Annotated in this window: 28 protein-coding genes and 3 tRNA genes; 18 read left to right on the forward strand and 13 right to left on the reverse strand. The window is 52.8% G+C overall.

Going from position 1 to position 25,709, the window contains the following annotated elements; all coding sequences use genetic code 11:
* Positions 1–62: 62 nt before the first annotated feature.
* The 3 genes from EHV07_RS07960 to wrbA form a co-directional block, all read right to left on the reverse strand.
* Entirely contained in the window at positions 63–1,439 is a 1,377-nt protein-coding gene (locus EHV07_RS07960) for an NAD-dependent succinate-semialdehyde dehydrogenase (RefSeq protein ID WP_147196731.1), read from the reverse strand.
* Positions 1,440–1,652: 213 nt separating this feature from the next.
* The gene (locus EHV07_RS07965) at positions 1,653–1,883 is read right to left on the reverse strand and encodes a YccJ family protein (protein WP_147196733.1); all 231 of its coding nucleotides are present in this window, start codon (positions 1,881–1,883) and stop codon (positions 1,653–1,655) included.
* 22 nt (positions 1,884–1,905) lie between these two features.
* The gene (wrbA, locus tag EHV07_RS07970; RefSeq protein ID WP_147196735.1) at positions 1,906–2,505 is read right to left on the reverse strand and encodes an NAD(P)H:quinone oxidoreductase; all 600 of its coding nucleotides are present in this window, start codon (positions 2,503–2,505) and stop codon (positions 1,906–1,908) included.
* A gap of 348 nt (positions 2,506–2,853) precedes the next feature.
* Between wrbA and EHV07_RS07975 the strand changes: the two genes are divergently transcribed.
* Together EHV07_RS07975 and EHV07_RS07980 are read left to right on the forward strand one after the other, a co-directional pair.
* A complete protein-coding gene (locus EHV07_RS07975; protein ID WP_147196737.1) occupies positions 2,854–3,033 on the forward strand; it encodes a general stress protein in 180 nt (59 codons plus the stop codon).
* Positions 3,034–3,130: 97 nt separating this feature from the next.
* The gene (locus tag EHV07_RS07980; RefSeq protein ID WP_147196739.1) at positions 3,131–4,054 is read left to right on the forward strand and encodes a DMT family transporter; all 924 of its coding nucleotides are present in this window, start codon (positions 3,131–3,133) and stop codon (positions 4,052–4,054) included.
* Here EHV07_RS07980 and rutG read toward each other — a convergent pair.
* From rutG to rutA, 7 genes are read right to left on the reverse strand one after another with little or no spacing between them, the layout of a single operon-like run.
* Positions 4,051–5,379, reverse strand: coding sequence for a pyrimidine utilization transport protein G (rutG, locus tag EHV07_RS07985; protein ID WP_147196742.1), 1,329 nt, complete (start codon positions 5,377–5,379; stop codon positions 4,051–4,053). The two genes, EHV07_RS07980 and rutG, sit on opposite strands and share 4 nt — an antisense overlap.
* Before the next feature lie 44 nt (positions 5,380–5,423).
* The gene (rutF, locus tag EHV07_RS07990; protein WP_147196745.1) at positions 5,424–5,948 is read right to left on the reverse strand and encodes an NADH-dependent FMN reductase RutF; all 525 of its coding nucleotides are present in this window, start codon (positions 5,946–5,948) and stop codon (positions 5,424–5,426) included.
* A 10-nt stretch (positions 5,949–5,958) separates the two neighbouring features.
* A complete protein-coding gene (locus tag EHV07_RS07995; RefSeq protein ID WP_147196747.1) occupies positions 5,959–6,549 on the reverse strand; it encodes a malonic semialdehyde reductase in 591 nt (196 codons plus the stop codon).
* An 11-nt stretch (positions 6,550–6,560) separates the two neighbouring features.
* Positions 6,561–7,358 carry a pyrimidine utilization protein D gene (rutD, locus tag EHV07_RS08000; protein WP_147196749.1) on the reverse strand — a complete coding sequence of 266 codons (798 nt, stop codon included), beginning with the start codon at positions 7,356–7,358 and terminating at the stop codon, positions 6,561–6,563.
* A 3-nt stretch (positions 7,359–7,361) separates the two neighbouring features.
* Positions 7,362–7,751 (reverse strand): pyrimidine utilization protein C, encoded by a 390-nt coding sequence (rutC, locus tag EHV07_RS08005; RefSeq protein WP_147196751.1) that lies wholly within the window; start codon positions 7,749–7,751, stop codon positions 7,362–7,364.
* 28 nt (positions 7,752–7,779) lie between these two features.
* The gene (gene rutB / locus EHV07_RS08010; protein ID WP_147196753.1) at positions 7,780–8,526 is read right to left on the reverse strand and encodes a pyrimidine utilization protein B; all 747 of its coding nucleotides are present in this window, start codon (positions 8,524–8,526) and stop codon (positions 7,780–7,782) included.
* The gene (gene rutA / locus EHV07_RS08015; RefSeq protein WP_147196754.1) at positions 8,526–9,617 is read right to left on the reverse strand and encodes a pyrimidine utilization protein A; all 1,092 of its coding nucleotides are present in this window, start codon (positions 9,615–9,617) and stop codon (positions 8,526–8,528) included. The genes rutB and rutA overlap by 1 nt, the downstream gene beginning before the upstream one ends.
* Before the next feature lie 280 nt (positions 9,618–9,897).
* On the opposite strand from rutA, the gene rutR reads away from it, so the two are divergent.
* The gene (rutR, locus tag EHV07_RS08020) at positions 9,898–10,563 is read left to right on the forward strand and encodes an HTH-type transcriptional regulator RutR (protein ID WP_147196756.1); all 666 of its coding nucleotides are present in this window, start codon (positions 9,898–9,900) and stop codon (positions 10,561–10,563) included.
* Positions 10,564–10,597: 34 nt separating this feature from the next.
* Here rutR and cycA read toward each other — a convergent pair whose 3' ends face one another.
* The gene (gene cycA, locus EHV07_RS08025; protein ID WP_147196758.1) at positions 10,598–11,995 is read right to left on the reverse strand and encodes a D-serine/D-alanine/glycine transporter; all 1,398 of its coding nucleotides are present in this window, start codon (positions 11,993–11,995) and stop codon (positions 10,598–10,600) included.
* 325 nt (positions 11,996–12,320) lie between these two features.
* On the opposite strand from cycA, the gene EHV07_RS08030 reads away from it, so the two are divergent.
* From EHV07_RS08030 to EHV07_RS08040, 3 genes are all read left to right on the forward strand, one after another.
* On the forward strand, positions 12,321–13,025 hold the full coding sequence (locus EHV07_RS08030; RefSeq protein WP_147196760.1) for an extensin family protein: 705 nt from the start codon (positions 12,321–12,323) through the stop codon (positions 13,023–13,025).
* 709 nt (positions 13,026–13,734) lie between these two features.
* Positions 13,735–14,457 carry a transcriptional regulator SdiA gene (gene sdiA, locus EHV07_RS08035; RefSeq protein WP_147200564.1) on the forward strand — a complete coding sequence of 241 codons (723 nt, stop codon included), beginning with the start codon at positions 13,735–13,737 and terminating at the stop codon, positions 14,455–14,457.
* Positions 14,458–14,585: 128 nt separating this feature from the next.
* Positions 14,586–15,212, forward strand: coding sequence for an acyl-homoserine-lactone synthase (locus EHV07_RS08040; protein WP_147200565.1), 627 nt, complete (start codon positions 14,586–14,588; stop codon positions 15,210–15,212).
* On the opposite strand, the gene EHV07_RS08045 is transcribed toward EHV07_RS08040, so the two are convergent.
* Both EHV07_RS08045 and EHV07_RS08050 read right to left on the reverse strand, forming a co-directional pair.
* A complete protein-coding gene (locus EHV07_RS08045) occupies positions 15,209–15,547 on the reverse strand; it encodes a GlpM family protein (protein ID WP_147196762.1) in 339 nt (112 codons plus the stop codon). The two genes, EHV07_RS08040 and EHV07_RS08045, sit on opposite strands and share 4 nt — an antisense overlap.
* 82 nt (positions 15,548–15,629) lie before the next feature.
* Positions 15,630–15,854 (reverse strand): DUF2594 family protein, encoded by a 225-nt coding sequence (locus EHV07_RS08050; protein ID WP_147196764.1) that lies wholly within the window; start codon positions 15,852–15,854, stop codon positions 15,630–15,632.
* Positions 15,855–16,083: 229 nt separating this feature from the next.
* On the opposite strand from EHV07_RS08050, the gene uvrY reads away from it, so the two are divergent.
* The 12 genes from uvrY to EHV07_RS08110 all read left to right on the forward strand — a co-directional run bounded on the left by uvrY (position 16,084) and on the right by EHV07_RS08110 (position 25,549).
* Positions 16,084–16,743, forward strand: a complete 660-nt coding sequence (gene uvrY, locus EHV07_RS08055; RefSeq protein WP_147196766.1) for a UvrY/SirA/GacA family response regulator transcription factor — start codon at positions 16,084–16,086, stop codon at positions 16,741–16,743.
* Positions 16,736–18,568, forward strand: coding sequence for an excinuclease ABC subunit UvrC (uvrC, locus tag EHV07_RS08060; protein ID WP_147196768.1), 1,833 nt, complete (start codon positions 16,736–16,738; stop codon positions 18,566–18,568). Before uvrY ends, uvrC begins: the two co-directional genes overlap by 8 nt.
* A 71-nt stretch (positions 18,569–18,639) precedes the next feature.
* Positions 18,640–19,188, forward strand: a complete 549-nt coding sequence (gene pgsA, locus EHV07_RS08065) for a CDP-diacylglycerol--glycerol-3-phosphate 3-phosphatidyltransferase (RefSeq protein WP_147196770.1) — start codon at positions 18,640–18,642, stop codon at positions 19,186–19,188.
* 152 nt (positions 19,189–19,340) lie between these two features.
* Positions 19,341–19,416, forward strand: a tRNA-Gly gene (locus tag EHV07_RS08070).
* A gap of 39 nt (positions 19,417–19,455) precedes the next feature.
* Positions 19,456–19,529, forward strand: a tRNA-Cys gene (locus tag EHV07_RS08075).
* Positions 19,530–19,541: 12 nt separating this feature from the next.
* Positions 19,542–19,627, forward strand: a tRNA-Leu gene (locus tag EHV07_RS08080).
* A gap of 318 nt (positions 19,628–19,945) precedes the next feature.
* Positions 19,946–20,290, forward strand: coding sequence for a type II toxin-antitoxin system RelE/ParE family toxin (locus EHV07_RS08085; RefSeq protein ID WP_147196772.1), 345 nt, complete (start codon positions 19,946–19,948; stop codon positions 20,288–20,290).
* Positions 20,283–20,621, forward strand: coding sequence for a helix-turn-helix domain-containing protein (locus tag EHV07_RS08090; protein WP_147196774.1), 339 nt, complete (start codon positions 20,283–20,285; stop codon positions 20,619–20,621). Before EHV07_RS08085 ends, EHV07_RS08090 begins: the two co-directional genes overlap by 8 nt.
* 333 nt (positions 20,622–20,954) lie before the next feature.
* Positions 20,955–21,386, forward strand: coding sequence for a MarR family winged helix-turn-helix transcriptional regulator (locus tag EHV07_RS08095; protein WP_147196776.1), 432 nt, complete (start codon positions 20,955–20,957; stop codon positions 21,384–21,386).
* A 61-nt stretch (positions 21,387–21,447) separates the two neighbouring features.
* Complete coding sequence (locus EHV07_RS08100; protein ID WP_174822381.1) at positions 21,448–23,088, forward strand: MFS transporter; 1,641 nt, start codon at positions 21,448–21,450, stop codon at positions 23,086–23,088.
* A complete protein-coding gene (locus tag EHV07_RS08105; protein WP_147196780.1) occupies positions 23,085–24,179 on the forward strand; it encodes an HlyD family secretion protein in 1,095 nt (364 codons plus the stop codon). The genes EHV07_RS08100 and EHV07_RS08105 overlap by 4 nt, the downstream gene beginning before the upstream one ends.
* Positions 24,176–25,549 (forward strand): efflux transporter outer membrane subunit, encoded by a 1,374-nt coding sequence (locus EHV07_RS08110; RefSeq protein WP_147196783.1) that lies wholly within the window; start codon positions 24,176–24,178, stop codon positions 25,547–25,549. The genes EHV07_RS08105 and EHV07_RS08110 overlap by 4 nt, the downstream gene beginning before the upstream one ends.
* Positions 25,550–25,709: the final 160 nt, after the last annotated feature.

Raw genomic sequence — 25,709 nt, forward strand, 5'->3', positions numbered from 1 at the left:
TGGCTTTTTTTGACAGCAAAAAGGCCGACAGTCGTCGGCCTTTTTATCACCAGTCGGCAAAATTAACTTTCGCTGCTGACGACGACCAGTTTCTGGTTAACAAACTCTTTAATGCCCAGATCGGACAGTTCACGACCGTAACCTGAACGCTTCACGCCGCCAAACGGCAGCTCGGCGGAAGTGTCGGTAGACGAGTTAATGTAAACCATACCTGTCTCAATACGGGAGGCCAGCTGCTTGCCGCGTTCGATATCGCGGGTGAATACCGAGCCGCCAAGTCCGTAGTGAGAATCGTTAGCCAGCTTCACTACCTCATCATCATTTTTGACGATGTAGATCTGCGCAACCGGGCCAAAGAACTCTTCAAAATAAGCCGGGTTATCGCGAGTGATACCCGAAAGAATAGTTGGCTGATAGAAGCAACCTTCACCTTCCACTGCCTTGCCGCCTAAATGCAGTTTGGCACCTTTTGCCACAGCCTCGTCAACCTGTTTCACCAGCGTATCACGCGCGCTTGAGGATGAAAGAGGGCCAAGGGTGGTGCTTTCATCCAACGGATCGCCAATTTTGACTTCACGGAATGCCTGGGTAAATTTCTCCAGGAAAGCGTCGGCCACTTTCTCATGAACAAGAAAACGCTTGGCAGCGGTACAGACCTGACCACAGTTGCTCAGGCGAGCGCCAACACCCGCTTTCACTGCTTTATCCAGATCGCTGTCATCCAGCACGACAAACACGTCGTTGCCGCCTAACTCAAGAGTGGTTTTCTTCAGGTATTTACCGGCCTGCTGTGCAACAGCACTGCCCGCACGCTCGGAGCCGGTTAGCGCCGCACCCTGTACGCGGTCATCCGCGATCAGTGACGCAATCTGATCGTTACTGACGAAAAGATTGGTCCAGGCACCTTTTGGTGCACCGGCTTCCAGCACCAGTTCTTCAAACAGCGTGGCGCAGTGCGGTACGTTGGCGGCATGCTTAGCCAGCACTGGATTACCGGCGGCCAGGTTAGGGGCCAGAACGCGCATCAGCTGATAGAATGGGAAGTTCCAGGGTTCAACGGCAACCAGCACGCCAACAGGATGATTTTCGACCCATGCTTCACCAAGCTCGCTTGGATAACGGGTCGGCGCCAGAAAACGCTCGGCATTTTCTGCATAATAACGGGCAATTTGCGCGCAGAGTTTTACTTCCCCACGGCTTTGACCGATCAGCTTACCCATCTCAACGCTGGCCGCTTTTGCCAGCTCTTCAGCACGACTGTCGATCAGGTCGGCTAGCTTTTTTAGTACCTGAACGCGTGGCTGGATGGGGCCTTTCGACCAGGATGAGTGATAAAGATCGTCAGCAACGGTTAACGCCTGCTCGACCTGCTGTTCGTTATGGTCTGGCCAGTTTTTAATAAGTTTGTTGTTAGCGGGATTAATTGTCTTATATGACATGCGGACTCCTTATTAAGTCTCCGGCCTGATTGTCAGGCTTAATGAACGTGAAGGTAAGCCTGGCAGCCAGACGGCAGATTAGCCAGGCACGAAGGCCTTTACCGGACGAATCCTGGAGAAAGCTTCACTCGTTTGAAAAGGCTTAACTTTTATCAGGACATGTCAGCAGGCATGAAAAAGGGCGGAAATTTCCGCCCTGATACGCTCGGTTAGCTAGACGTTTTTACGCTCGACAACCTTGTTGTCCCAGGTCAGCACATCCTGATCCGTTTTGTCGAAAGCACGCAGCAATACGTCGTCATTGCCCTGTTGCTCCCAGATCGCTTCGGCGAGTTTTTCATCGTAGTTCGCCACTTCAAAAATGGCTTCGGCAATTTCCGGGGAGGTTCCACGCAGACTGGCCCATTCTCCCACGTGATGTTCTTTCGATTGTTGCGTTGCCATAATTGTCTCCTGTGAATTGAGATTATCCGTTCAGTTTTACTGCAAGTCCGGCGACATATTCGCCCTGATAGCGAGCAATATTCAGCTCTTCTTCGCTGGGTTGGCGCGATCCGTCACCCCCGGCAAGCGTTGTCGCACCGTAAGGTGTGCCGCCACGAACCTGAGAAATATCAAAGAGTTCTTTAGTACCGTAGCCGATAGGCACGATCACCATGCCGTGATGAGCGAGGGTGGTCCAGGTCGACGTAATGGTCTGTTCCTGGCCGCCACCGGTCCCGGTAGAGGAAAAGACGCTGGCAAGTTTGCCGTAAAGCGCACCTGATGCCCACAGACCGCCAGTCCGATCGAGGAAGTTACGCATCTGACCGGACATGTTGCCAAAACGGGTCGGGGTACCAAGCAGGATAGCGTCATATTGCGGAAGTTCATCCGGCGTCGCCTCTGCGGCCGTCTGCTGGGTTTTGCCGCCAACCTGCGCAAAGCGCTCGGCATCCATGGTTTCCGGAACGCGCTTGATCGTCACCTCTGCCCCGGTAACGCGACGCGCACCTTCGGCCACGGCATTCGCCATGGTTTCCACATGGCCGTACATTGAATAATAAAGCACTAAGACTTTCGCCATCAGTCACTCCTTGATTGGTTTGAGATCGTCGCCAGATTGACCTGAGAGAAAAGTATAGATGAGGCTAACGAAGCCTGCCGGGAAGGTGGCTTTAGCTGCTTAAAACATCGCCAGTAATGACGTTTTTTTACGAAAAGTATTAGTAGTAATAATGTTATTATTCAGCCGCTTCATACAGTGCGAGAGCGGTAAAGTGCAATGACAGACATAAATAATTACCATGACCGGACGGGTAATCTATGCTTATTAACGCGGCCAGGAGTCTGGGTTTCCGAAAATGTCGCAGCGGTAAGCCCTGCGCTTACTGCGAGAATACAGTATGACAGCTTAACTATTCGGAGGTAAGAAATGGCAGAACATCGTGGTGGATCTGGAAATTTCGCTGAAGACCGTAAGCGAGCATCAGAAGCGGGCCGTAAAGGCGGTAAAGCCAGTGGGGGGAATTTTAAAAATGACCCTCAGCGCGCTTCACTGGCAGGCGAAAAGGGCGGACGTAACAGCCGCGGCAGTCGTGACAAGACGGAATAAGCTGATACGTCCCTGAAACCGCCGGGCTGGTTCCGGCGGTTGACCCCATTCCTTTCCCCCTGCACACTAGCGCCAACTTTTGCTCTGAGCCTTCTTTATGCCAGCTTTCTTCTCGCGTTATAAACTCTCATTCAGTTCTCAGGAACGGGTTCTGGTGCTGATTACCATGGTCTGGGGCGGTACGTTTCTGGCCGTCCATAAGGCGATGGCCGTTAGCGGCCCCTTCTTTTTTGTCGGTGCGCGTTTTGCTACCGCAGCGGGGTTGCTGGCGTTCATTTCATGGCGCGCTTTGCGAGGCCTGACGCTGAATGAAATCAAAGCAGGCGCGGCGACAGGCGTGGCTATTGCCTGTGGTTATGGCCTGCAAACCTGGGGGATGCAGACCATCTCCAGCAGTAAATCCGCCTTTATCACCGCCATGTACGTGCCGCTGGTGCCGTTATTACAATGGATTTTTTTACGGCGTCTGCCGGGGCTGATGGCGTGGATCGGCATTGTGCTGGCCTTCAGCGGGCTGCTGCTGCTGGCCGGGCCTGAGGGCAACGCGCTGGCGTTTAACGTTGGCGAAACTGCTACGCTGCTCAGCACGCTCGCTATTGCCGCAGAAATTATTTTAATCAGCGCCAGTGCCGGGAAAGTGGATGTTAAAAGGGTAACTGTTGTACAGCTGGCCGTTGCTTCGCTGATGGCGTTTCTGCTGATGCTACCCAACGGCGAATCGGTCCCGCCGCTCACCCCTTATCTGCTTTGTAGCGCCGTGGGATTGGGCCTTGCCAGCGCGGTAATTCAGGTAACAATGAACTGGGCACAGCGTAGCGTTTCGGCAACCCGTGCAACGGTCATTTACTCAGGTGAACCGGTATGGGCTGGGCTGGTTGGGCGAATCGCAGGCGAGAGATTGCCCGCTGTCGCGTTACTGGGCGGTGCGCTGATTGTGGCGGGCGTTTTAGTGAGTGAACTGAAACTTAAACGCAAGAAGGCGAAGACAACGTCTTCGCCAGAGAACATTGAGATTGGCTAACTGTCTTGCCGCGCCACGCTGCCGCCGGTCAGCGCCGAGGCGCGGCGATGGCTGAGCAGGGCATTGAGGGCGATCGCACCGAATGTCGCGGTGCCGATGCCGCCCATGGTGAAGTTACCGATTTTCAACGCGAAATCGCCCGCTCCTAACACCAGCGTAACGGCTACCGTAATCAGATTGCCGTTCTGGCCCAGATCAACATTATTCTGCACCCAGATACGGGCGCCGGCTACGGCAATCAGGCCAAACACGACGATAGATGCGCCGCCAATCACCGGCGCGGGGATGGTATGGATCAATGCGCCAAACTTTGGCGAAAAGCCCAGCAAAATTGCGATGGCGGCTGCGGCGACAAACACCAGCGTTGAATAAACTTTGGTGACTGCCATCACCCCGATATTTTCTGCATAGGTGGTGACGCCGCTGCCGCCGACGCTGCCGGAAAGCATGGTTGCCAGTCCGTCACCCACGAAAGCACGCCCCATCCACGGATCCATATTTCTTCCGGTCATCCCTGCCACCGCCTTGATATGGCCGAGATTTTCAGCGATCAGAATGATGGCGACGGGCGCAATCATAAATATTGCCTGAGTGTTAAATACCGGGCCGGTTGTCAACGGCAAGCCGAACCAGGCCGCATGAGTGACCAGGCTGAAATCGACAGGTTTACCCAAACCCAGGCCATTAGTGAGCAGCGCATAAAGCGCCCAGGCGACGATCAGTCCGACTAAAATCAGTAAACGTTGAACCATCCCGCGCGTAAACACCGCCACCAAACCAATGCAGACAACGGTCATTACCGCCGTCCAGCTGTCGAACATGGAAGCGGAAACGCTGTGTACTGCGATAGGCGCAAGATTCAGACCGATAGCCATCACCACGGCACCCGTGACGACAGGTGGCATCAGCTTCTCAATCCAGCGCGTACCGGCCTTCATCACAATCAGGCCAACCAGGGTATAAACCAACCCGCAGGCGATAATGCCGCCCAGCGCCACGCCGAGGTTCGGGTTCAGGCCCTGGCCGGTAAATCCGGTGACGGCAATGACCACGCCAACGAAGGCGGCGCTGGAGCCGAGATAGCTGGGAACCCGGCCGCCGGTTATCAGGAAAAATAACAAAGTGCCAATGCCCGACATCAGCACCGACAGATTCGGATCCAGCCCCATCAGCAACGGCATCAGCACCGTGGCGCCAAACATTGCCACCGCATGCTGAAGCCCCATAATCATCGTTTGACCCAGCGGCAACCTTTCATCAGGTGCGACTATACCCTCAGCCGAGGCTGACTGTTTACGCCATTTTGGAAACCAGGACATTGCCATCGTCTTCTCCAGAGAAGTGAGTCATTAACCGCCGGGGCGGGGGATCAGGCTTCCTGCCGCATCAGCTGATGATAGCCGCGGTCGAAATAGATCAGACCGTGCGTGTCGTCGTTGCAAACCAGCGCCTGCGCCTCGCAAAGTAAAATATCGTGGGTGCCAACGCTCATCACCTGCGTGACTTTGCAGTCGAAAGAGGCTATAGCGCCGGTCAGGATGGGTGAACCGGTCACCAGCGTTGACCAGTCCGCCGCCTGGAAGCGTTCGGCCATCGCTGTTTTACCGCCAAACAGGTTGGAGAGCGTTTCATGGCCCGACGCCAGGGTATTGATGCACAGCTGGCGGTTCGCATTAAAAATCTCATAGACCGAAGCGGAACGGTTCAGGCACACCAGCAGCGTTGGCGGCGTATCGGTGACGCTGCATACCGCAGAAGCCGTAAAGCCAGCGCGTCCGGCCGGGCCATCTGTAGTGATGATATTGACCGCTGCGCCAAGGCGCGCCATCGCATTACGGAAATCTTGTTTTTCCACACGGCTTTCCGAAACCGGTAATAGCGTATCCAGTGACATAACTGTTTCCTTATTCAATCGTACAGGCATCGGTGAAATTTAGCCGTGGCAGGCGGGCGTAGACTTTTTGCATATCGCCGTAGCCGATATTGATCAGCAGATTGCTTTTCCAGCCGCTGTCGGCAAAGAAAGCCGCATCGACCGCCGCGCGATCGAAGCCGGACATGGGGCCGGCATCCAGCCCTGATGCCCGGCAGGCGGCGATCAAATAGGCAGCCTGTAGCGAGCTGTTGCGAAAGGCGGTTTCTTCGGCCAGTGCAGGGCTACTGGTAAACCAGGCTTTCGCATCCGCATGCGGAAAAAGCGCGGGCAGCCTGTCGTAGAAGGCGGGATCCCAGGCAACGATTGCCGTAACCGGCGCGGACAGGGTTTTTTCCAGATTGCCGCTGGAGAGCGTGGGCCGGAGTTTGGCCTTGCCTTCGGGGCTTTTGACAAAGCAAAATCGGGCCGGGCTACAGTTAGCCGAGGTTGGTCCCATTTTGACCAGCTCATAGAGTTTAAGGAGCTGGTCATCGGTAACCGGCCGATCCTGCCAGCCATTGTGCGTGCGCGCTGCGGTAAACAGCGTCTCTAACGCCAGTGAATTGAGGGCTTCTGCCATAACGGCTCCAGTTAAGCAGTGAGAGAGGCCGCCGTGGTATCGGCGAGCCAGTCCAGTACAAGTGAATTAAAGCCCGCGCTGTCGGTCACGCTCATGGCATGCCCACCCCACGTCATCTTTTTTAACGTGGCGTTTGGCAGCGCCTGGTAAAGCGCTTCTGAGCAGGTCCAGGGCACCAGCAAATCATCCTGCGAGCACACCAGCAGTACCGGCTGAGTAATCGTGGCGGCCTGTTGCGTAAAATCACAGGCCATCAGGGCATTCAGGCGACGAAGGAGATTTTCAGTTCCCTGGAAATGTGCGGCATGCAGTTTATCTTCTGCTTCAATCCGTTCCTGATGCGCCGCCAGCCAGTCGGCAGGGTAGAGAAACAGCGGCTGCGCCCGCACAAAAGCCTCAACGCCCACGTTCAGCAGCAGTTCCTGCCTGACGCTAAAGCAGCGACGGGTATGGGCATTTAGCCGCAGCCAGCCGTTCACAATCACCAGTTTCGTGACGCGTTTGGGGAAATCCAGCGCCAGCTGCATGGCGATCATACCGCCCAGTGCATGACCAAGGATTTCATAGCGATCGATGCCCTTTTCAGCCAGCGCCGCAGCCAGCTCGCCAGCCATGTCGCGCATGCTGTAACCATCAGGCACGCTGCCCGCGCTCCGGCCGGTACCGCGCTGGTCATAAGTGACAACCCGATACTGCTTACGCAGCGCCTCTAACTGCGGCAGCCAGAAGCTGCCCAGGCCGCCAAGCCCGGCGGAAAGCACCAGCGTTCTCGCCCCCGGATGCGGCAGACCCGATACGTCAATATGCATTCTTTACTCCTTTCCGATATGCGCAACGCTGGCGATCTCTATCAGCGCATCGGGCTTGACCAGACCACACTGAATGCAGAAACGGGCCGGTTTTTCCCCGGGGAAATACTCGGCATACACGTTATTGACCTCGCCGTAGTTGTTCCAGTCAGTGATAAAGATGGAATTGAAAGTCACATCGTCCATTGTGCCGCCGGCCGTTTCGATCACGCTTTTGATGGTTTCCAGCACGTGACGCGTTTGTGCCGCCGCGTCACCAACGTGGACAACATTATTATCTTTATCAAAAGGTAAGGTGCCGGAGACATACACCACGCCATCGGCAAGCGTACCCGGAACAAAGGGCGCAATCGGAATACTGGTTCCGGGTGGAGTAACGATCGTTTTTGGCATTGCACTTTCTCCAGTCTGACGGGCTGTTTTATGCCGTTTGTTTCAGCGGCGCATCGGTGGTTTGCAGGCTTTGGCAAAAAGTCGTTACGTCGGACACCCAGCCAAAAAACGTTTCGATATTGAACAGCGCCGCCTGTTGCGCAAACGCCGGACCTGCCTGATAAGTGGCGTCTTCCAACACGATGCCGAAATATTCAAGGAAAAAGCCGTCGCGCAGGGTCGATTCGACGCAGACGTTAGTCGCGATGCCGGTAAACACCAGATGACGGATGCCGCGGCTACGCAACATGCTGTCGAGAGGGGTATTAAAGAAGCCGCTATAGCGAGGTTTAGGCAGCACGATGTCGCCCGGCTGTGGCTGAAGCTGATCGACCAGTTCATAATCCCAGCCGCCTTTCGCCAGCAGTTTGCCTTCCAGCTCCGGGTTTGAACGCATGGTCTTCAGCGCGTTCGATTTATGCCAGTTTGGCGATCCCGGGCCGCCAGCCTCGACGTAGCGCTCATCCCAGCCGTTCTGGAACCAGATAATCTGAATACCGGCTTCACGTGCGGCTTTCACCGCGATATTGATCTTATCGATTACCGGTCGGGTAGCGGAAACATCAAAACCGGCCAGATCCAGATAGCCACCGCGGGTGGCGTAGGCATTCTGCATATCAACCACAATCAGCGCGGTCTGCTCCGGCGGAAAGGCAATGGCTTCCGGGCGCGCATCCAGCGTGATGCTGTTTTTCGTTGAGGCAGTAGTACAAACGACAGGTTCTTTCTTATTCATCAGGCCACCTCTTTTGCGGCATCAATAATGTGGCTACGGCAGGTCATCAGCGGCTGAATGCGCTGTCCAAAGTTCTCAATGCCTTCCAGGAAATCGTCGAAAGTCAGCAGAACGCCTTGCGTGCCTTCCACGGTCGCGACTTCATCCAGCATCCGCGCCACGTTGGCGTAAGAGCCAACCAGCGTCCCCATATTGATATTCACCGCAGAAGTAGGATCGGCCATCTGGCGCACATTGGTGTCGCTGCCGGAACGCTTATCCTGCTGGCTTTGCGTGGTCAGCCAGGCCAGCGCATCTTCGTCCGCGCCTTCTTTATAACTTTCCCATTTCGCTCGCGCGGCGTCGTCTGTTTCGTCAGCGATAATCATAAACAGCACGTAAGAACCGACATCACGGCCCGCTTCGTCGGCCGCGTTTTTCATTCTTTCCGCAGTGGGTGCGAAAGCGGTTGGGGTGTTCACGCCTTTGCCGAAGCAGAAGTTGTAATCGGCATATTTCGCCGAGAAAGCCATACCGGCATCGCTCTGGCCTGCACAGATCACCTTCATCGGTTTTTGCGGTTGCGGACTGACCCGGCAGTCGTTCATGGTAAAGAACTCGCCTTTTAAATCAGATTTTCCGGTACCCCACAGGTCACGCAGAACGGAAACATACTCGGTGAGATAATCGTAGCGGCGGGCGAAATAGTCATCGCCAGGCCAGATCCCCATCTGATCGTATTCCGGCTTCTGCCAGCCTGTAACCAGGTTGACGCCAAAACGGCCATTGGAAATGGAATCGACGGTGGCGGCCATACGCGCCACGATGGCCGGTGGCAAAGTGAGCGCGGCCGCAGTGGCGTAGATCTCAATGCGTGAGGTGACTGCTGCAAGACCGGCCATTAGCGTGAAGGATTCCAGGTTGTGATCCCAGAACTCGGTTTTGCCGCCAAAACCACGCAGCTTAATCATCGACAGGGCGAAATCGAAGTGATAGTGCTCGGCCTTCAGCACAATGGCTTTATTCAGTTCAAAAGTCGGTTTGTACTGCGGCGCAGCGGTTGAAATTAACCAGCCGTTATTGCCGATCGGGATAAAAACACCAATTTTCATAGGATGACCTCATTATTGTCGGTGACTACATTTCCCGCGCTGCGGTGCGTCCTGCGGTTCCATTGAGGCGGCGCTCGCTAAAGACATTGCAAAGGGCGTGCCAGCTCCTGAAAAATGATGACTATTCAATGCGTTGAAAAATTTGTGTTAAAATCCTGTGGAGCAATTGGTCCAAAACAGACCATTTGGTAAAAAATTTGTGCACAAAAAGCATGCAGAGATGGTCACTAAAAGTGCATAGGCTGTTATCACGAGCTTTGTTATTATCCCGACACACCACATGGATCAGGGAGTCAAGGTGAAGTCTGCCGAAAAAATACCCGCAAAAGCGCCTTCACGGCGTACAAGAGCTGTTGCCGCCAAACGTACTGCCATCCTCACAGCGGCACTGGAACTGTTTTCACTGTACGGCATGCACGGCACCAGTTTGGATAAGGTGGCGGAAGGTGCGGACGTCTCGAAGACTAACCTGCTTTATTACTTTCCCTCGAAGGAAGCGCTTTACATTGCCGTCCTGAAAAATATTTTGGATGTCTGGCTGGCGCCGCTGCGAGCGCTGCGAGACGATCAGCAGCCGCTGACGGCCATCAGGGACTACATACGCTTAAAGCTGGAGGTCTCCCGCGATCATCCCCAGGCTTCCCGCCTGTTTTGCATGGAGATGCTGCAAGGTGCGCCTTTATTAAAAGGCGAGCTGGAAGGGGATTTGCGGACGCTGGTGGATGAGAAGTCGGCGGTAATTGAAGGTTGGATTCGGGAAGGCAAGCTGGCTGCGGTTGAGCCGCATCATCTGATCTTTATGCTGTGGGCTACCACCCAGCACTATGCCGATTTTGCCACGCAGGTGGAAGCCGTCACGGGGCGGACGCTCAGCGACGAAGACTTTTTTAACCAGACGTTGGAGAACGTGCAGCGGATGGTAATAGAGGGGATTCGCGTTCGTTAAAAAAACGGGCCATAAAGGCCCGTTTCTCAGTTTATTAAGCCGTTTTTTTACGCTGGCGCAGCCACCAGCCGACCGCCAGCATGATAAACCACAGCGGCGTCACCATCAGCGCCTGGCGCGTGTCTTCCTGCAAGGACAGTAACACCAGCACGAAGGCAAAGAAGGCGATACACACCCAGCACATAAATTTGCCGAGCGGCATTTTATAGACGGACTCTGCATGCAGCTGCGGACGCTGCTTACGGTAAGCCAGATATGAACAGAGAATAATCGTCCAGACAAACATAAACAGAATGGCGGAAACGGTCGTCACCAGCGTGAACACCTTCATCACGTTAGGGATCAGGTAAATCAACGCTACGCCGCCTAACAGGCACAGGCAGGAGAAAAACAGCCCGGCTGTTGGCACCGCACGGCGTGAAAGCCGACCGAAACGAGGATGTGCCACCCCTTGCTGAGCCAGACCGTACAGCATCCGGCTGGTTGAAAAGATGCCGCTGTTGGCAGAAGAAGCGGCCGAAGTCAGCACCACAAAGTTCACAATACTGGCCGCCGCTGGCAAGCCAATCAGCATAAACATTTCAACAAACGGACTGCGGTCTGCCACCACGTGATTCCATGGCGTGACGGCCATGATCACCAGCAGCGCGAGCACGTAGAACATAATAATACGCAGCGGGATGGCATTGATGGCGCGTGGAAGAACCTTCTTAGGATCGTGCGTTTCTGCCGCTGCCGTCCCGACCAGTTCAATGCCGACAAAGGCGAAAACCGCAATCTGGAAGCCTGCAAAGAAGCCACTCAATCCTTTCGGGAACATGCCGCCATGATCCCAGATATTACTTAGCGAGGCCGTTCCGCCGCCCGGAGAGGGATAATGCATTGCAACCAGTACAATACCGGTGACAATCAGCGCAACGATGGCAATGATCTTGATAATGGCAAACCAAAACTCCATCTCGCCAAAAAGTTTTACCGTCGCAATATTTAACGACAGGAAAACCACGATGCAGAGCAGGGCGCTCATCCCAATCGAAAAATTAGGGAACCAGAGCTGGAAGTAGGAGCTAATGGCCACCACGTCAGCAATTCCGGTAACGACCCAGCAGAACCAGTAGGTCCAGCCAGTAAAATATCCCGCCCATGGGCCGAGCAGATCGGCAGCAAAATCGCTGAACGATTTATATTCGAGATTAGAAAGCAATAATTCGCCCATGGCGCGCATGACGAAAAACAGCATAAACCCGATGATCATATACACAAAAATAATGGAAGGCCCGGCCAGGCTAATGGTTTTACCCGAGCCCATAAACAGCCCGGTGCCGATAGCGCCGCCGATAGCAATCAGCTGGATATGTCGGTTATGTAAGTTACGCCGGAGCTCACCCGGCGCTTGTCCGGTAGAAGTGGTGTTACTGGATTGGTCAACCATAACGAAATTCTTGTCCTGTAGTGATGTTGTGTCAGCTCTGAAGGCTTTTAGTGAGTTGGAGATGTTTGCCTGCATAAGATAGTGCACTTATGCCGCTTACCGCTAACGCTTTTTCATTGGGGGAAAGAGGGCGTGACAAGGCGTCACGGTAAAGCCTCTTTCTGCCTTAAGGGCGCAAATCTTAACGTAAAAGCGCAACGCTTACAGGTAAAGTTATGGAAAGCAGGCCTGACTGCGCAAAAACACCGCTACACTTTTTTATCCCGAACCCCGCAGTATTTGCGTCAAATGGTTACAGCGATAAAAGGCGGAGGATAACTTCCTGATGAAAGGTTTGATCGCCGTGGGCGTGGTCATTTTGCTGGTACTACTGGTAACGCCCTTTCTGGAAAAAAATTTGCCGTCTGAATGGAATCCGTTTACGCCACTGCGTGTGACGGACGCACCAACAGTCGTCACCCGCTATAAGTTGAAACGCTTGCAGGGAGATACCGCTGGCTGCATTGCTATCCTGCAAAATGCCCGGGAGGCGGGCTACATCCGCTTCAGCCAGCCGCCACCCGTTTCTGGCGCCTGTCCAATTGCCGTCCCCATACGCGTACAAAGTTTTGGTGATGTGCGCCTTAGCGCCAGCTTTCTGGCCAGCTGTTCGCTGGCACTGAGCACCACGATGTTTGTTACGCAGGTAGCCAAGCCGCTGGCGGCTGCGGAGTTAGGCTCATCTTTAGCGCAGATTGATCATTTGGGGAGTTATGCCTGCCGAAATATCTATCATCGCGCTCAGGGGCGATTAAGCGAACATGCAACAGCCGATGCGCTCGATATTGCGGGTTTCAGGTTACAGAACGGCAGACGGATTAGCGTACTGCAAGACTGGCCCCGGCAGCAACCACAGTCCCATTGGTTACAGGCTGTTTTCCAGCAAAGTTGTGACTATTATGGCAACGCTCTTGGACCTGGTTATAACAGCGCGCATGCGAATCATTTTCACCTGGGCATGCGCGGGTTTAATCTCTGCTCTGCCAGATAGTGGAAAAAGCGCTCTAATTTCAGGGGGCGGAGGAGCATTAGCTGAGGAAACGAAATATTCGGCAGGGTTTCGGGTGAACAGTCGGCAGGCTAGCCTGCCAAAAAATGACATATAAAAACCGGCGACAGGGCAGATGAAATTTATCATCCACACTCTTTATGGGTGGTGAAAAACATCTTGTCTGGCGCTTCTGTATCTGAAGACCATTGGGCAGGCTTTCGCCGATAATGCTTCCTTTAATTAAACAATTTTGTTAAAGGCAAATTGAGGAGGAAAGAGGGAAAAAATTATTTTAATCAATAAGGTGAGGGATATCGTGCGTTTGCCGTTGACGATTTAATCGGATCTGGCAGCCGTTTAAAGTAAAATTTCAGTAAATAATACGATGTTTAAATGCATTGAATATTTCCAGGAAAAATCCTATTCTTATCATCAAAAAAACCTCTCTAATCTTCGGTTTTTTCTCGTTGAGGCTGGGTTGCCATGCGCCTTCGAGGTGTGACCGTTTATTGATCAATTGACCGAAAATTTATTCAGTTGACGCGATGTGATAAAGAGCCAGATGAAAAAAAGCTTTCTTTTTTGTTATTATCAGATAGCGGAAAAATAAATGTGAGTTATTACTTTGAAGTCAACCGTTCATTTTTTCTGTATTAACAATTAATCTGAAAACAGGGTGGGGCTGATGGTTCATCCTGACGAGAAGCTAATGACTGCAGAAAATTATTTTAGTTGGCGCAATGATGTGCATTCTGCTTTTCTGCAGTGCGCCGGGACGGCAGAAATAACCCTGCTTCTCGAGCAGCAAACCATTAAGCTGGGGTTAACATTCTATGCACTGTATATTCGGCATCCGGTGCCGTTTACCCGGCCAAAAATATTTGTTTTCAGTAATTACCCTAAGAACTGGCTTAAAATCTGGCAGGCAGAGAACTTTGCGGAATCCGATCCGGTTATCGGTTATTGCCAGACGCCTGGAACCTTATTATTGTGGAATGATCCGCGCGTGCCGGAGAGCAACCCGGTTTTCGTCGCGGCAAAAGAGTATGGCATCAGATCGGGTTTTTCATACTCAAAGATGGTGACGAACAGAGCCGTTGGGATATTATCAATGGCATCAGGTAAATCTTTTGAAAAGATTGGCTTAACCCATGAAAAACACCTTAAGCTCCAGTATTTAACGGATCTTGCTTTGGAAGCGTTGCAACGGGTGAATGATATTTCGATGTCGATAATGAAGATGACATTAAGCCAGCGAGAATCTGAAATTCTCAAATGGACGGCAGAAGGGAAAACCTCTGCGGAAATATCACTGATTCTCGGTATTTCGGAAAATACTGTAAATTTTCACCAAAAAAAGATGCAAAAGAGGTTCAATGCCCCCAATAAAACGCAAGTGGCCTCTTATGCAGCCGCAACAGGTATGCTTTGAGTAAGTAACCACTACCAGATTTGGTAGTTCCGTATTATTTATCAGTTGTCTACCCTGCGCCCGGGGTGACAGTCCTGATCTGGACGTGCGAACGGGCATTCACGACGGAATGCGACTGAGGATCAATGATGAAAATTATTCAGACCAAGCTAAGAGACATGCCTTCCTCTTTGCTGGCAGAACTGGGAAGTTACCGTTACAGCGTTTTCGCCCGTGGCGAAGGCTGGTCTATCCCGTCCCGCTTAAGTACGCCGGGCCAGGAATATGACCGTTTTGACCGTTCCGATGTGATCTGGCTGCTGGCCTGGACCGCGCAGCAGGGCATCTGCGGCTGTGCTCGCCTGATGCAATGGCAGTCACCTGAAACGACAACCTCAGATGAGGCGAATGCGACCAAAGAAAAAAAACTGCTTCCTGTATGGGAGATGTCGCGCTTTTCCGCCAGACTGGATGTTGACCCGGAATTGCCGCTCAGTATTCTCTGGCACAGCGTACAGCTGGCTGAACAGTCAGGAATCGAGTTTCTATACAGTGCGGCGACACCGATGCTTGAACAAATGTTCGAACAGCATCTTGTTGCTTATGAACCGCTGACGGCTGGCGTTATCCAGTCGGAAGATAACCTGTTTGCCGTCCGGATTCCGGTGACCCAGCCTAACCTTGCCGAGAAGTTTCGCGGGGCGCGTCGCTTTAGCCCTGAAGAAGTTTTGCCAACGTTGGGTGTGTCCGTCAGTTGGGGAGCCAGAGGACGTTAAGCCTGCCATTTTGCCCACAGCGTGATTAACAACCACGCTGCCACGCACCAGCATCCCACGGCGCTGCCCAGCGCCAAAGAAAGTCTCATCATCCCAACAAAATACCAGAGCGACAGCAGGTAAAGAAAATAGGGAATAATGGCCCACATGCCAAATACGATAGTGGCGCGTAATGCCTCAATCCCTCTTTCGCTGGCGACAACATAATGCGCGATTAAGGCAAAAGTGGGAAAGAGTGGCAGGAGGCCTGCGAGATAGTAGTTACGGGTTTTAGACAGAATACCGATGAGCACGACAACGAATGCCCCAAGTACCGCTTTGAAAAGTAAGCCCATTGTGTCAACCGGTCAGAATAAAAACATGACCATGTGATACTGGTGACAAAAAAGCAATGGGCTTGTTGCAAAGAAGAAGGAATTACTGGCGATAAGCCTGCTTGATTTGACTAATCGTGCTGCTGAACACGTCAGCCTGCTGCTGGTCGGTCAGCTGGGCAATATACTTTTCCATGTTAATAATGACTTTCCCGGCGTCTGCCTGACCCATTCCTTTCAACATAAATGTTACCAGCGCTTTCATACAAGCCATTTCTTCGGAAAGCGTCTGCGTCTCTTTGCTGGTTGAAAAGTCAGTATTGCTCATAATTTCTCCTTGGTCCTTATCGACAAAACAGCACCTGAATTTTTAGCGCTGAAAACGTAACTTAGTTACAAGTATATCACATATCGGCCTGACGGAGACCGGCGGACGCGAATGCCTCATGTCCGCGTCGCTGTTTATTTCTGTTCTAACCCCCGGTAAAAAGAGGTAAGATCGCGGGTCAGAATTACATCCCGAACGACCCCGGTATTACTCATTTGGAGAGACCTTTTTGATTAGCGTTCTTCTTGTTGATGACCACGAACTGGTGCGAGCAGGCATCCGCCGCATACTGGAAGACATCAAAGGTTTTCAGGTTATCGGTGAAGTCAGCTGTGGCGAGGACGCGGTAAAATGGTGCCGCAGCAACAGCGTGGATGTGGTGCTGATGGATATGAACATGCCCGGCATTGGCGGTCTGGAAGCGACCCGTAAAATCGTTCGTTACAGCCCTGATATCAAAATTATCATGCTGACCATTCACACGGAAAATCCGCTCCCGACTCGGGTAATGCAGGCGGGTGCTTCGGGTTATCTGAGCAAAGGTGCCGCGCCGCAGGAAGTGGTCAGTGCGATCCGCCAGGTCAACGCTGGCCAGCGCTATATCGCTTCTGATATTGCCCAGCAGATGGCCCTGAGCCAGATTGAGCCGCAAAATACCGACTCGCCTTTCGATTGTTTGTCGGAACGGGAATTACAGATTATGCTGATGATCACTAAAGGTCAGAAAGTGGCGGAAATTTCCGAACAGCTTAATCTGAGTCCTAAAACCGTTAATAGCTATCGTTATCGCATGTTCAGCAAGCTCAACATCAGCGGTGACGTGGAATTAACGCACCTGGCCATCCGGCATGGCCTGTTCAATGCGGAGTCGTTAATCAGTAGTGAGTGATGTTTTTGATGCCAAATCTTTCCTGAAATCTGTCACCAGCCAGCCGGGCGTTTATCGCATGTACGATGCTGGCGGTACAGTCATCTATGTCGGTAAAGCCAAAGATTTAAAAAAACGCTTATCGAGCTACTTCCGGGGCAATCTGGCCAGCCGTAAAACCGAAGCGTTGGTCGACAGCATTCGCCAAATTGACGTGACGGTGACCCATACCGAAACGGAAGCGCTGCTGCTTGAGCATAACTACATCAAGCTTTATCAGCCGCGTTACAACGTGCTGTTGCGTGATGACAAATCTTATCCTTATATTTTCCTCAGCGCCGATGAGCATCCGCGGCTGGCCAGCCATCGTGGTGCCAAACACGCGAAAGGGGAATATTTTGGCCCGTTCCCAAACGGCTATGCGGTGCGGGAAACGCTGTCGCTACTGCAAAAAATCTTTCCGGTGCGCCAGTGTGAAAACAGCGTCTATCGCAATCGCACTCGCCCCTGTTTGCAATATCAAATTGGCCGCTGCCTGGGGCCGTGTGTTGCGGGTCTGGTGAGTGAAGAGGAGTATGCCCAGCAGATTGAGTACGTACGTCTGTTTTTGTCGGGCAAGGACGATCAGGTACTAAATCAGCTGGTTGCGCGCATGGAGTCTGCCAGTCAGGCGCTGAAATTTGAAGAAGCGGCCCGGCTGCGCGATCAGGTGCAGGCGGTTCGCCGCGTCACGGAACGCCAGTTTGTCTCTAATAACGGCGATGATCTGGACGTCATCGGTGTGGCCTTCGATTCCGGTATGGCCTGTCTGCATGTCCTTTTCATCCGTCAGGGCAAGGTGTTAGGTAGCCGCAGCTATTTCCCGAAAGTGCCGGGCGACACCGAGCTGGCTGAAGTGGTGCAAACCTTTGTTGGGCAGTTTTACCTGCAGGGCAGTCAGGCTCGTACGCTGCCCTCCGATATCCTGCTGGACTTTACGCTGCCGGAAAAAGATCTGCTGGCCGAATCGTTGACCGGGCTGGCTGGACGTCGCGTGACGATTCAGAGCAAACCGCGCGGCGACCGCGCGCGATATCTTAAACTGGCGCGTACTAATGCCAGCACGGCGCTGGTCAGCCGTTTATCGCAGCAATCGACTATTCATCAGCGTTTGCAGGCGCTGAGCGAGGTATTGGATCTTCCTGAAATCAAACGAATGGAATGCTTCGATATCAGTCATACTATGGGTGAACAAACGGTCGCTTCCTGCGTCGTTTTCGACAGTAACGGGCCGCTGCGAGCGGAATATCGACGCTATAACATCACCGGCATTACGCCAGGTGACGATTATGCGGCGATGAATCAGGTGTTGCGCCGTCGCTATGGCAAAGAACTGCTCGACGGTAAAATCCCGGACGTCATTTTGATTGATGGTGGCAAAGGGCAGCTGGCACAGGCAAAGAACGTTTTCGCTGAACTTGAGGTCAGCTGGGACAAAGACCGGCCGATCCTGTTGGGCGTGGCGAAAGGAAGCGATCGTAAAGCCGGTCTGGAGACGCTGTTCTTTGAACCGGAAGGGGAGGGCTTTTCCCTGCCGCCAGATTCGCCTGCGCTGCATGTTATTCAGCATATTCGTGATGACTCTCACAATCATGCAATTACGGGACATCGTAATAAACGGGCAAAAGTGAAGAACACCAGTTCGCTGGAGGCGATTGAAGGGATAGGGCCAAAACGGCGTCAGATGTTGCTTAAGTATATGGGAGGCCTGCAACCGCTGATGAACGCTTCCGTGGATGAAATCGCTAAAGTTCCGGGAATTTCCCGGCTGCTGGCAGAGAAAATCTTTTATTCGCTGAAACACTAGGCATTGCAACCCTCGTGGCATTGTAGGAACATAGGGACAAATTCTACTCTGCCCAGACAGTTAGCCTACCTATGCATTTTAACATTCCGACGTTGCTCACCCTGTTTCGTGTCTTTTTGATCCCGTTCTTTGTGCTGGCGTTCTATTTGCCATTCCAATGGGCACCTCTGGCCTGCGCGCTAATTTTCATTTTTGCCGCGATTACCGACTGGTTCGATGGTTATCTGGCGCGCCGCTGGAAGCAAACGACCCGCTTTGGGGCTTTCCTCGATCCGGTGGCGGATAAAGTCATGGTCGCAATCGCTCTGGTGCTGGTGGCAGAACATTTTCACTCCTGGTGGGTTACGCTACCTGCGGCAACGATGATCGCCCGTGAAATTATTATTTCGGCGCTGCGTGAATGGATGGCTGAAATTGGTAAGCGCAGCAGCGTGGCGGTTTCCTGGATCGGCAAAGTGAAAACAACGGCCCAAATGTTGGCCTTGTTTGCTCTGCTGTGGCGTCCTGATGACCTCATTCAGGGTATCGGCATCGTCGCTTTATACATCGCTGCCGTACTGACATTCTGGTCTATGTATCAGTATTTGAGCGCTGCGCGGGGCGATCTGTTCGAAGGGTGATCGATACGATTCAAAAAGCAGCAAACAAACGAAAAGTGAGGATATTTGTGTTGACTCATTTCTCCAGGTCAGTAGAATGCAACGCATCGAAAGGCAGCTGGGTTGCCAGAAGATAAAGTAAATCAGCAGCTTCAACGAAGCGAGTTGAAAAAGCGGGAATAGCTCAGTTGGTAGAGCACGACCTTGCCAAGGTCGGGGTCGCGAGTTCGAGTCTCGTTTCCCGCTCCAAATTTAGTCAGCAGAATGATCTGATGCAGACGGAATTAAGGCGCGTTGGCAGAGTGGCCATGCAGCGGATTGCAAATCCGCCTACCTCGGTTCGACTCCGGGACGCGCCTCCAATTTACACCCATGCCCGGGTGGTGAAATCGGTAGACACAAGGGATTTAAAATCCCTCGGCTTATGGCTGTGCGGGTTCAAGTCCCGCCCCGGGCACCATATTTTTACTGCCGATTAAAACGAATAAAAACAAGCACTTTGTGCAATGTCGTCGAAACCGCCCACGGGCGGTTTTTTTGTGCCTGAAATTCCTTCCTGACATGCCGCTGGCATCATTTTTATGTATGTGCCTGGCTATTATTTTTCATTACCTGCCACAGGAACTATCTGCACTAAAAAGTCACTTTTGGTGCGGGCCATACGTACAGCTATCATATCTCCAGACTGGTTTATTTGGGTTGAAGCTAACCGGACTTGATATCACCTGTAGTGAGGTATAAAATTTTATACACAGGAGTGGTCAGAGAGAGCTAACGGATGGCAGAAAAAGAAATCAGGTGGCGTAGCACTGCTTTGTCTGATTTGAAGCGTTTTCCGATGGATGTTATCAGGCAGGCGGGTTTTGAGTTGCACAAAGTACAGCAAGGTCAAGATCCCAGTGATTTCAAAATCATCACTGACTGGGGGCCGGGCGTGACTGAAATCAGGATTCGGGGCGAAGATGGCATCTACCGTGTGATGTACGTTGCAAAATTTGAGGAGGCTATTTATGTGCTCCACAGCTTCCAGAAGAAAACTCAAAAAACGAGTCCCAGGGATGTTACGGCCATCAAGCAGCGCTACAAAGATTTGGAGCATGAACGGAGAATAAACAATGATTGATAAAATGAAGACCGGAACAACTCATGTGACCAGGGCAGGCGGTAACGTTTTTGCTGACCTCGGATTTGAACCAGAAGAAGCAACCCGTCTTCTGGCGCAATCAAATGCCGAAATTGCCCGTGCCGATGAATTGAAAAAACAGCTTATGGAGGTAATCTCCGGATGGATGAAGGCTAACGGTCACAGACAGTTGGACGCTGCCAAAATCCTGCATGTTTCTCGTCCCCGGATTTCGGACTTAGTTAATCAAAAAACGGATAAATTTACTCTGGATACGCTGGTTGGCATGCTGGGCAATACGGGTAAAAGAGTGAGTCTGCATATTGAATAACTGATTTTTTTAAAACCTCCCGGCTTATGGCTGTGCGGGTTCAAGTCCCGCCCCGGGCACCCTATTTTTACTGCCGATTAAAACGAATAAAAACAAGCACGTTGTGCAATGTCGTCGAAACCGCCCACGGGCGGTTTTTTTGTGCCTGAAATTCCTGTCTCAATGGCTTTACTGATGGCTGGACGTTAATCTCACGTCGTCACGATAAAGTAAATTTGCAATAAGACATAATTCGTCACGCGGATTTAGCAATCGTCTTCCCTTCGACTATGCTCCTTCAGTATACTCGCTGACTCTAATTAATTAGCAACCTAATTATCAGGCTTTTGAATCTTGAATTCACAGGAACTTAACTTCTCGCGGCTGCTCCATCTGACGGCGTTGGCATGGCGTCAGGCCATCGATCGCCGTATGAAAGATGACGGGCTGAGTATGAGCAGCTGGATGGCCGTGGCGACGCTGGCAAGGCAAAGTGAGCCGATGAATCAAAAAGAGCTCGCTCAGGTACTGGGCCTGGAAGACGCTACCGTTGTGCCAATCATTGAACGCCTGGTTAAACAGCAGCTGGTCGAGCGCTTTCAGCCAGCCGAAGATCGGCGCAAGCGGCTGCTCCTCATTACGCCGAAGGGTATCGAACTCTTTAAGAAGCTCTCCGTAGAGTCGGATAAACTGCGTGACGAACTGCTGGTTAATATTAGCCGTGATGAACTGGCAGTAACTCAGCGAGTGCTGCAAAAGCTACTGAAAGCGACCGAGGCGAAATAGCGTGCCGCGCAACCGTCCCGATCCTTTCGTCCCACGCGAATGGGGGCCAGGCGAAAAGCCGATGCTGCCCGGCTCGCCGTCAACACCGCTTCATCCCACCCACAAACGCATCGCTTTTGGGCTGATTGGGCTGCTGATCTCAATTACGGGCGCCTTAAGCAATGCGCTGGTAACGGCTAATCTGACCAGTTTGCAGGGGGTATTTGGTGCTTATACCAATGAAATTGCCTGGCTGCCTGCGGTTTACGTTATGGGTAATATTTCGATTAACCTGCTGCTGGTCAAATTCCGCCAGCAGTTTGGGCTGCGTGCGTTTACCGAAGCATTCCTCGTCCTCTATGCGCTGGTCTCTTTTTTTCATCTTCTGGTTAACGATCTTAGCTCGGCCATTATCGTTCGTGCCGCGCATGGCATGGTGGGTGCGGCGCTGAGTTCGCTCGGCATCTATTATCAGGTGCAGGCGTGGCCCGCGAAACATCGTTTAAAAGCGTTGACCATTGGACTGGGTGCGTCTCAGCTGGCAATTCCGCTGGCGCGGCTGTTTTCCAGCGAGCTGCTCCAGCTGGATGAATGGCGTGGGCTTTACCTGTTTGAGCTGGGCCTGGCGATGGTCTGTCTTGGTGCGGTTCTGATACTGAAACTACCGCCCGGCGATCGCATGAAAGTCTTTGAAAAGAAGGATTTTTTGACGTTTATGCTGATGGCACCCGGCATGGCACTGTTCTGCGGCGTGCTGTCGCTGGGCCGAATAGAATGGTGGACCAGTACGCCGTGGCTCGGGATTTGCCTTGCTTTAGGTTTGGTGCTGGTGATCGCTGCCGTAGTGGTGGAGCATAACCGCAGTAATCCGCTGATCAATACCCGCTGGCTGCGAACCGGGGCCATATTCCGCTTAGGTATTGTGATGATCATGCTGCGAGTCACCCTCGCCGAGCAGAACACTGGCGCCATTGGTTATTTACAGCAGGTAGGATTACTTAACGATCAGCTGCAAGGTCTGGCGCTGGCGATCCTGGCGGGCGTAATCGCCGGCATTGTTACCAGCGCCTTAACGATTAATGTTAAGCATCTCAGCTGGCCAATAGTGATGTCGCTCCTGCTGATTATGATTGCTTCGCTAATGGATGCGCATTCCAGTCCGCTGACGCGCGCAAACAATATGTACTTCAGCCAGTTTCTGCTGGGATTCAGCAGTACCTTTTTTATCGCTCCCGCCCTGTTGCTGAACATTGGTAGCGTTGTCACGCAGCCGAAAAATTTGGTAAGCCTGGTGGTGCTGTTTGGCATGAGCCAGAACCTCGGCGGCCTGATGGGCTCGGCGCTGCTGGGCACGTTCCAGACCTGGCGGGAAAAATATCACTCCAGCCTGTTGGGCGACCAGCTCTCTTATCTTGATCCGAACGTCACGGAAAGGCTGGCACAATACAGCAGTGTGTTTAACAGTTTCATTGGCGACAGCACCCTGCTTGGCGCGCAAAGTACCTCACAGTTACAAACGGTCGCTACGCTACAGGCCAACGTGCTGGCATATAATGATACCTACCTTCTTACGGCCGGGATGGCCTTTATCACGTTGATCTGGGTGCTGTGGCGCCTGTCGCGTCTGCGCTATCTTAACTGGCAACAGGCGAAGCGTGAAGCGCTGGCAGAACAACAGGCAATGCAACAACCGACAACACCGATCGGTACGGGGAAACAATGAGTCAGCAGGAACAGAACCAGCTTCAAACCCAGGAAAGAAACAACAAGCTACGTATTATTTCCATCGCTTTTGGTGCAGGCATTGCGATTGTTGGCGTATTGATCATTCTTTTTGCCTGGCAGCTGCCGCCCTTCACCAGCCAAATTCAGTCGACCGAAAATGCCTATGTGCGCGGTCAGGTCACTTTTATCAGCCCTCAGGTTAACGGTTATGTTACTGCGGTAAACGTGCTGGATTATCAACCGGTACGCAAAGGCGAGGTGATGATGACCATTGATGACCGTATTTATAAACAGCGAGTGCATCAGGCACAGGCACAGCTGGCGATGAAAAAAGCGGCGCTGGCGAATAATATTCAGCAGCGACGCAGCGCGCAGGCGGTCATTGCACGGAACCAGGCCGCGCTGGAAAACGCACAGGCCCAGGCGGTAAAAAGTGCTCTGGATCTGAAGCGAGTTGAGAATCTGGTTTCTGACGGCTCGCTGTCCGTACGTGAGCGGGATGCTTCGCGTGCCAGCAACAGCCAGACCCTGGCAGATGTCCAGCAGGCAAAAGCGACGCTGGAAGTTTCCCGGCAGGATTTACAAACTGCCATCGTCAACCGTGCTTCGATGGAAGCCGATGTCGCCAACGCGCAGGCCGCGCTGGAACTGGCGCAGATTGACCTGCAAAACACGCGAATTATTGCGCCGCGCGACGGCCAGCTGGGGCAAATAGCCGTGCGGCAGGGCGCATATGTTACTGCCGGCACGCGACTCACCTCGCTGGTACCGCAGCAGATGTGGGTTGTGGCAAATATGAAAGAAACGCAGATGGCGCGTATCAGGCCGGGCCTGCCGGTGACGTTTACCGTTGATGCGCTGGATAATGAGCAGTTTCATGGCGTCGTGGAATATATTTCACCTGCCGCAGGATCGGAATTTAGCGCTATTTCACCGGACAATGCTACCGGCAACTTTGTGAAGATCGCTCAGCGTATTCCAGTGCGGATCAATATCACCAGCGAAAATGTTCAACATTTGCGGCCGGGCATGTCCGTTGAGGTGAATATTGACACCTCTGCCAAAGACGATCGTCAGGAGAAAAAATGATGCGCCGGACCCTGTTTCTGGCGCTGGTTCTTAGCGCTGCCGGTTGTTCCACGCAGGTTGAAAAAGCTCCCGGCTCGCTGCCGGTGCCGGTGCAGTGGCGTAATCAGGTTGGGCCGTCAGCCCCGCCAGAAGCCGGCTGGTGGCGCGCGTTCGGCGATGAAAATCTGAATCAGCTGGTTGCGCAGGCGCTACGCAATAATCTGGACATCCTGACCGCGCGTTCACGCGTCGATCAGTATCGCGCCGAACTGCGCGCCGCGCAGGGCGATAACTTCCCGACGCTTGATGCAGGCGTTGCGGCTTCACACGCCCGAGCTTTGTCCTCGGTCAGTGGACAGCCTTATGAATATGCGGTTTTCCAGGGCCTGTTGCAGGCTAACTACGATGTCGATCTGTGGGGGGCGCGCAGCAGCAGCATTGATGCCGCACAAGCGTCGCTGGCAGCGGTGCAGGCGGCCGCGTCTGCGGCTGAACTGACGATAGCCAGTTCGGTGGCATCGGGCTATATGACCTTGATCGCCCTTGATGAACAGCTGCGGGTAACGGAGGCAACGCTGTCGTCCCGGGAAAACTCACTCAAGCTTGCTCAGCGTCAGTTTGAAACCGGCTATACCTCCAAACTGGAATGGGTGCAGTCCCAATCGGAATACCAAACTGCGAAAGCGCAGATCCCGGTATTACAACATCAGATCGCCCAGCAGGAGAACGCGCTCAGTATTCTGGTCGGCATGAATCCACGAGAAATTGCCCGCCAGAGCCGTTTTGAACATGTGCTGCCACAGCAGCTTCCTGCGCTGCTCCCTTCAGAACTATTGCAGCGTCGTCCGGATATCGTGCAGGCCGAGCGTCTGCTGCTGGCCGCCGATGACTCGCTGATCGCGTCAAGGGCAAAGCTTTTGCCGTCATTAAACCTGACTGCCAGCGGTACGGTACAAAGCGGCGTGCTGCATCAGCTGGTGGATAATCCGTTTCGCTTATGGAGCATTGGCGGCAGCGTGCTAGCGCCCATTCTTAATCGGGAAGCGCTGACTGCCCAGGTCGATGTTTCCATGGCCTCGCGCAACCAGGCGCTCTATAACTATGAAAAAGTGGTACGCAATGCCTTCAGTGAAGTGAATAACGATCTGGATGCCATCATGCGCTACCAGCAGCAGCTGAGTGAACTACAGCAGCAGGAACAGGTGGTCAGCGAAGCATTGCGTATCTCACGTAACCGCTATCAGAACGGCTATGCGTCTTATCTGGATGAACTGGACGCCCAGCGAACCCTGTTCAGTACTCAGCTGAATGTGGTTCAGGTAAAAAATAATTTACTGCTGGCGCAGATCGATCTTTACCGTGCCCTGGGCGGCGGCTGGCGCGCTCAGTAAACCCTGATGCGCTAAGTTCACGTTTTCACATCTTTTTATCTGTTCCTGTAGCAGGAGGCGTTTGTCTGCCTGCTTATCCTGCGGCGAAAGGGGCGAATATAGCGCTTGCAATTCCTGTTACCGTGTCGATAATCGCAATCCGAATAATAATGATTATCAC

The sequence above is a fragment of the Pantoea sp. CCBC3-3-1 genome, from assembly GCF_007981265.1.
In the GTDB taxonomy this organism is placed as follows: domain Bacteria; phylum Pseudomonadota; class Gammaproteobacteria; order Enterobacterales; family Enterobacteriaceae; genus Erwinia.

Coding starts and splice junctions, on each gene's coding strand:
- EHV07_RS08110 (WP_147196783.1), top strand. CDS start 24,176: ATGATGCGCCGGACCCTGTTTCTGGCGCTGGTTCTTAGCGCTGCCGGT.
- EHV07_RS07965 (WP_147196733.1), bottom strand. CDS start 1,883: ATGGCAACGCAACAATCGAAAGAACATCACGTGGGAGAATGGGCCAGT.
- EHV07_RS08085 (WP_147196772.1), top strand. CDS start 19,946: ATGGCAGAAAAAGAAATCAGGTGGCGTAGCACTGCTTTGTCTGATTTG.
- EHV07_RS07980 (WP_147196739.1), top strand. CDS start 3,131: ATGCCAGCTTTCTTCTCGCGTTATAAACTCTCATTCAGTTCTCAGGAA.
- rutC (WP_147196751.1), bottom strand. CDS start 7,751: ATGCCAAAAACGATCGTTACTCCACCCGGAACCAGTATTCCGATTGCG.
- EHV07_RS07960 (WP_147196731.1), bottom strand. CDS start 1,439: ATGTCATATAAGACAATTAATCCCGCTAACAACAAACTTATTAAAAAC.
- sdiA (WP_147200564.1), top strand. CDS start 13,735: ATGACTGCAGAAAATTATTTTAGTTGGCGCAATGATGTGCATTCTGCT.
- EHV07_RS07975 (WP_147196737.1), top strand. CDS start 2,854: ATGGCAGAACATCGTGGTGGATCTGGAAATTTCGCTGAAGACCGTAAG.
- rutF (WP_147196745.1), bottom strand. CDS start 5,948: ATGTCACTGGATACGCTATTACCGGTTTCGGAAAGCCGTGTGGAAAAA.
- rutG (WP_147196742.1), bottom strand. CDS start 5,379: ATGGCAATGTCCTGGTTTCCAAAATGGCGTAAACAGTCAGCCTCGGCT.
- EHV07_RS07995 (WP_147196747.1), bottom strand. CDS start 6,549: ATGGCAGAAGCCCTCAATTCACTGGCGTTAGAGACGCTGTTTACCGCA.
- EHV07_RS08090 (WP_147196774.1), top strand. CDS start 20,283: ATGATTGATAAAATGAAGACCGGAACAACTCATGTGACCAGGGCAGGC.
- EHV07_RS08100 (WP_174822381.1), top strand. CDS start 21,448: ATGCTGCCCGGCTCGCCGTCAACACCGCTTCATCCCACCCACAAACGC.
- rutB (WP_147196753.1), bottom strand. CDS start 8,526: ATGAATAAGAAAGAACCTGTCGTTTGTACTACTGCCTCAACGAAAAAC.
- rutR (WP_147196756.1), top strand. CDS start 9,898: ATGGATCAGGGAGTCAAGGTGAAGTCTGCCGAAAAAATACCCGCAAAA.
- EHV07_RS08040 (WP_147200565.1), top strand. CDS start 14,586: ATGAAAATTATTCAGACCAAGCTAAGAGACATGCCTTCCTCTTTGCTG.
- EHV07_RS08030 (WP_147196760.1), top strand. CDS start 12,321: ATGAAAGGTTTGATCGCCGTGGGCGTGGTCATTTTGCTGGTACTACTG.
- EHV07_RS08105 (WP_147196780.1), top strand. CDS start 23,085: ATGAGTCAGCAGGAACAGAACCAGCTTCAAACCCAGGAAAGAAACAAC.
- wrbA (WP_147196735.1), bottom strand. CDS start 2,505: ATGGCGAAAGTCTTAGTGCTTTATTATTCAATGTACGGCCATGTGGAA.
- rutD (WP_147196749.1), bottom strand. CDS start 7,358: ATGCATATTGACGTATCGGGTCTGCCGCATCCGGGGGCGAGAACGCTG.
- EHV07_RS08045 (WP_147196762.1), bottom strand. CDS start 15,547: ATGGGCTTACTTTTCAAAGCGGTACTTGGGGCATTCGTTGTCGTGCTC.
- pgsA (WP_147196770.1), top strand. CDS start 18,640: ATGCATTTTAACATTCCGACGTTGCTCACCCTGTTTCGTGTCTTTTTG.
- cycA (WP_147196758.1), bottom strand. CDS start 11,995: ATGGTTGACCAATCCAGTAACACCACTTCTACCGGACAAGCGCCGGGT.
- rutA (WP_147196754.1), bottom strand. CDS start 9,617: ATGAAAATTGGTGTTTTTATCCCGATCGGCAATAACGGCTGGTTAATT.
- EHV07_RS08050 (WP_147196764.1), bottom strand. CDS start 15,854: ATGAGCAATACTGACTTTTCAACCAGCAAAGAGACGCAGACGCTTTCC.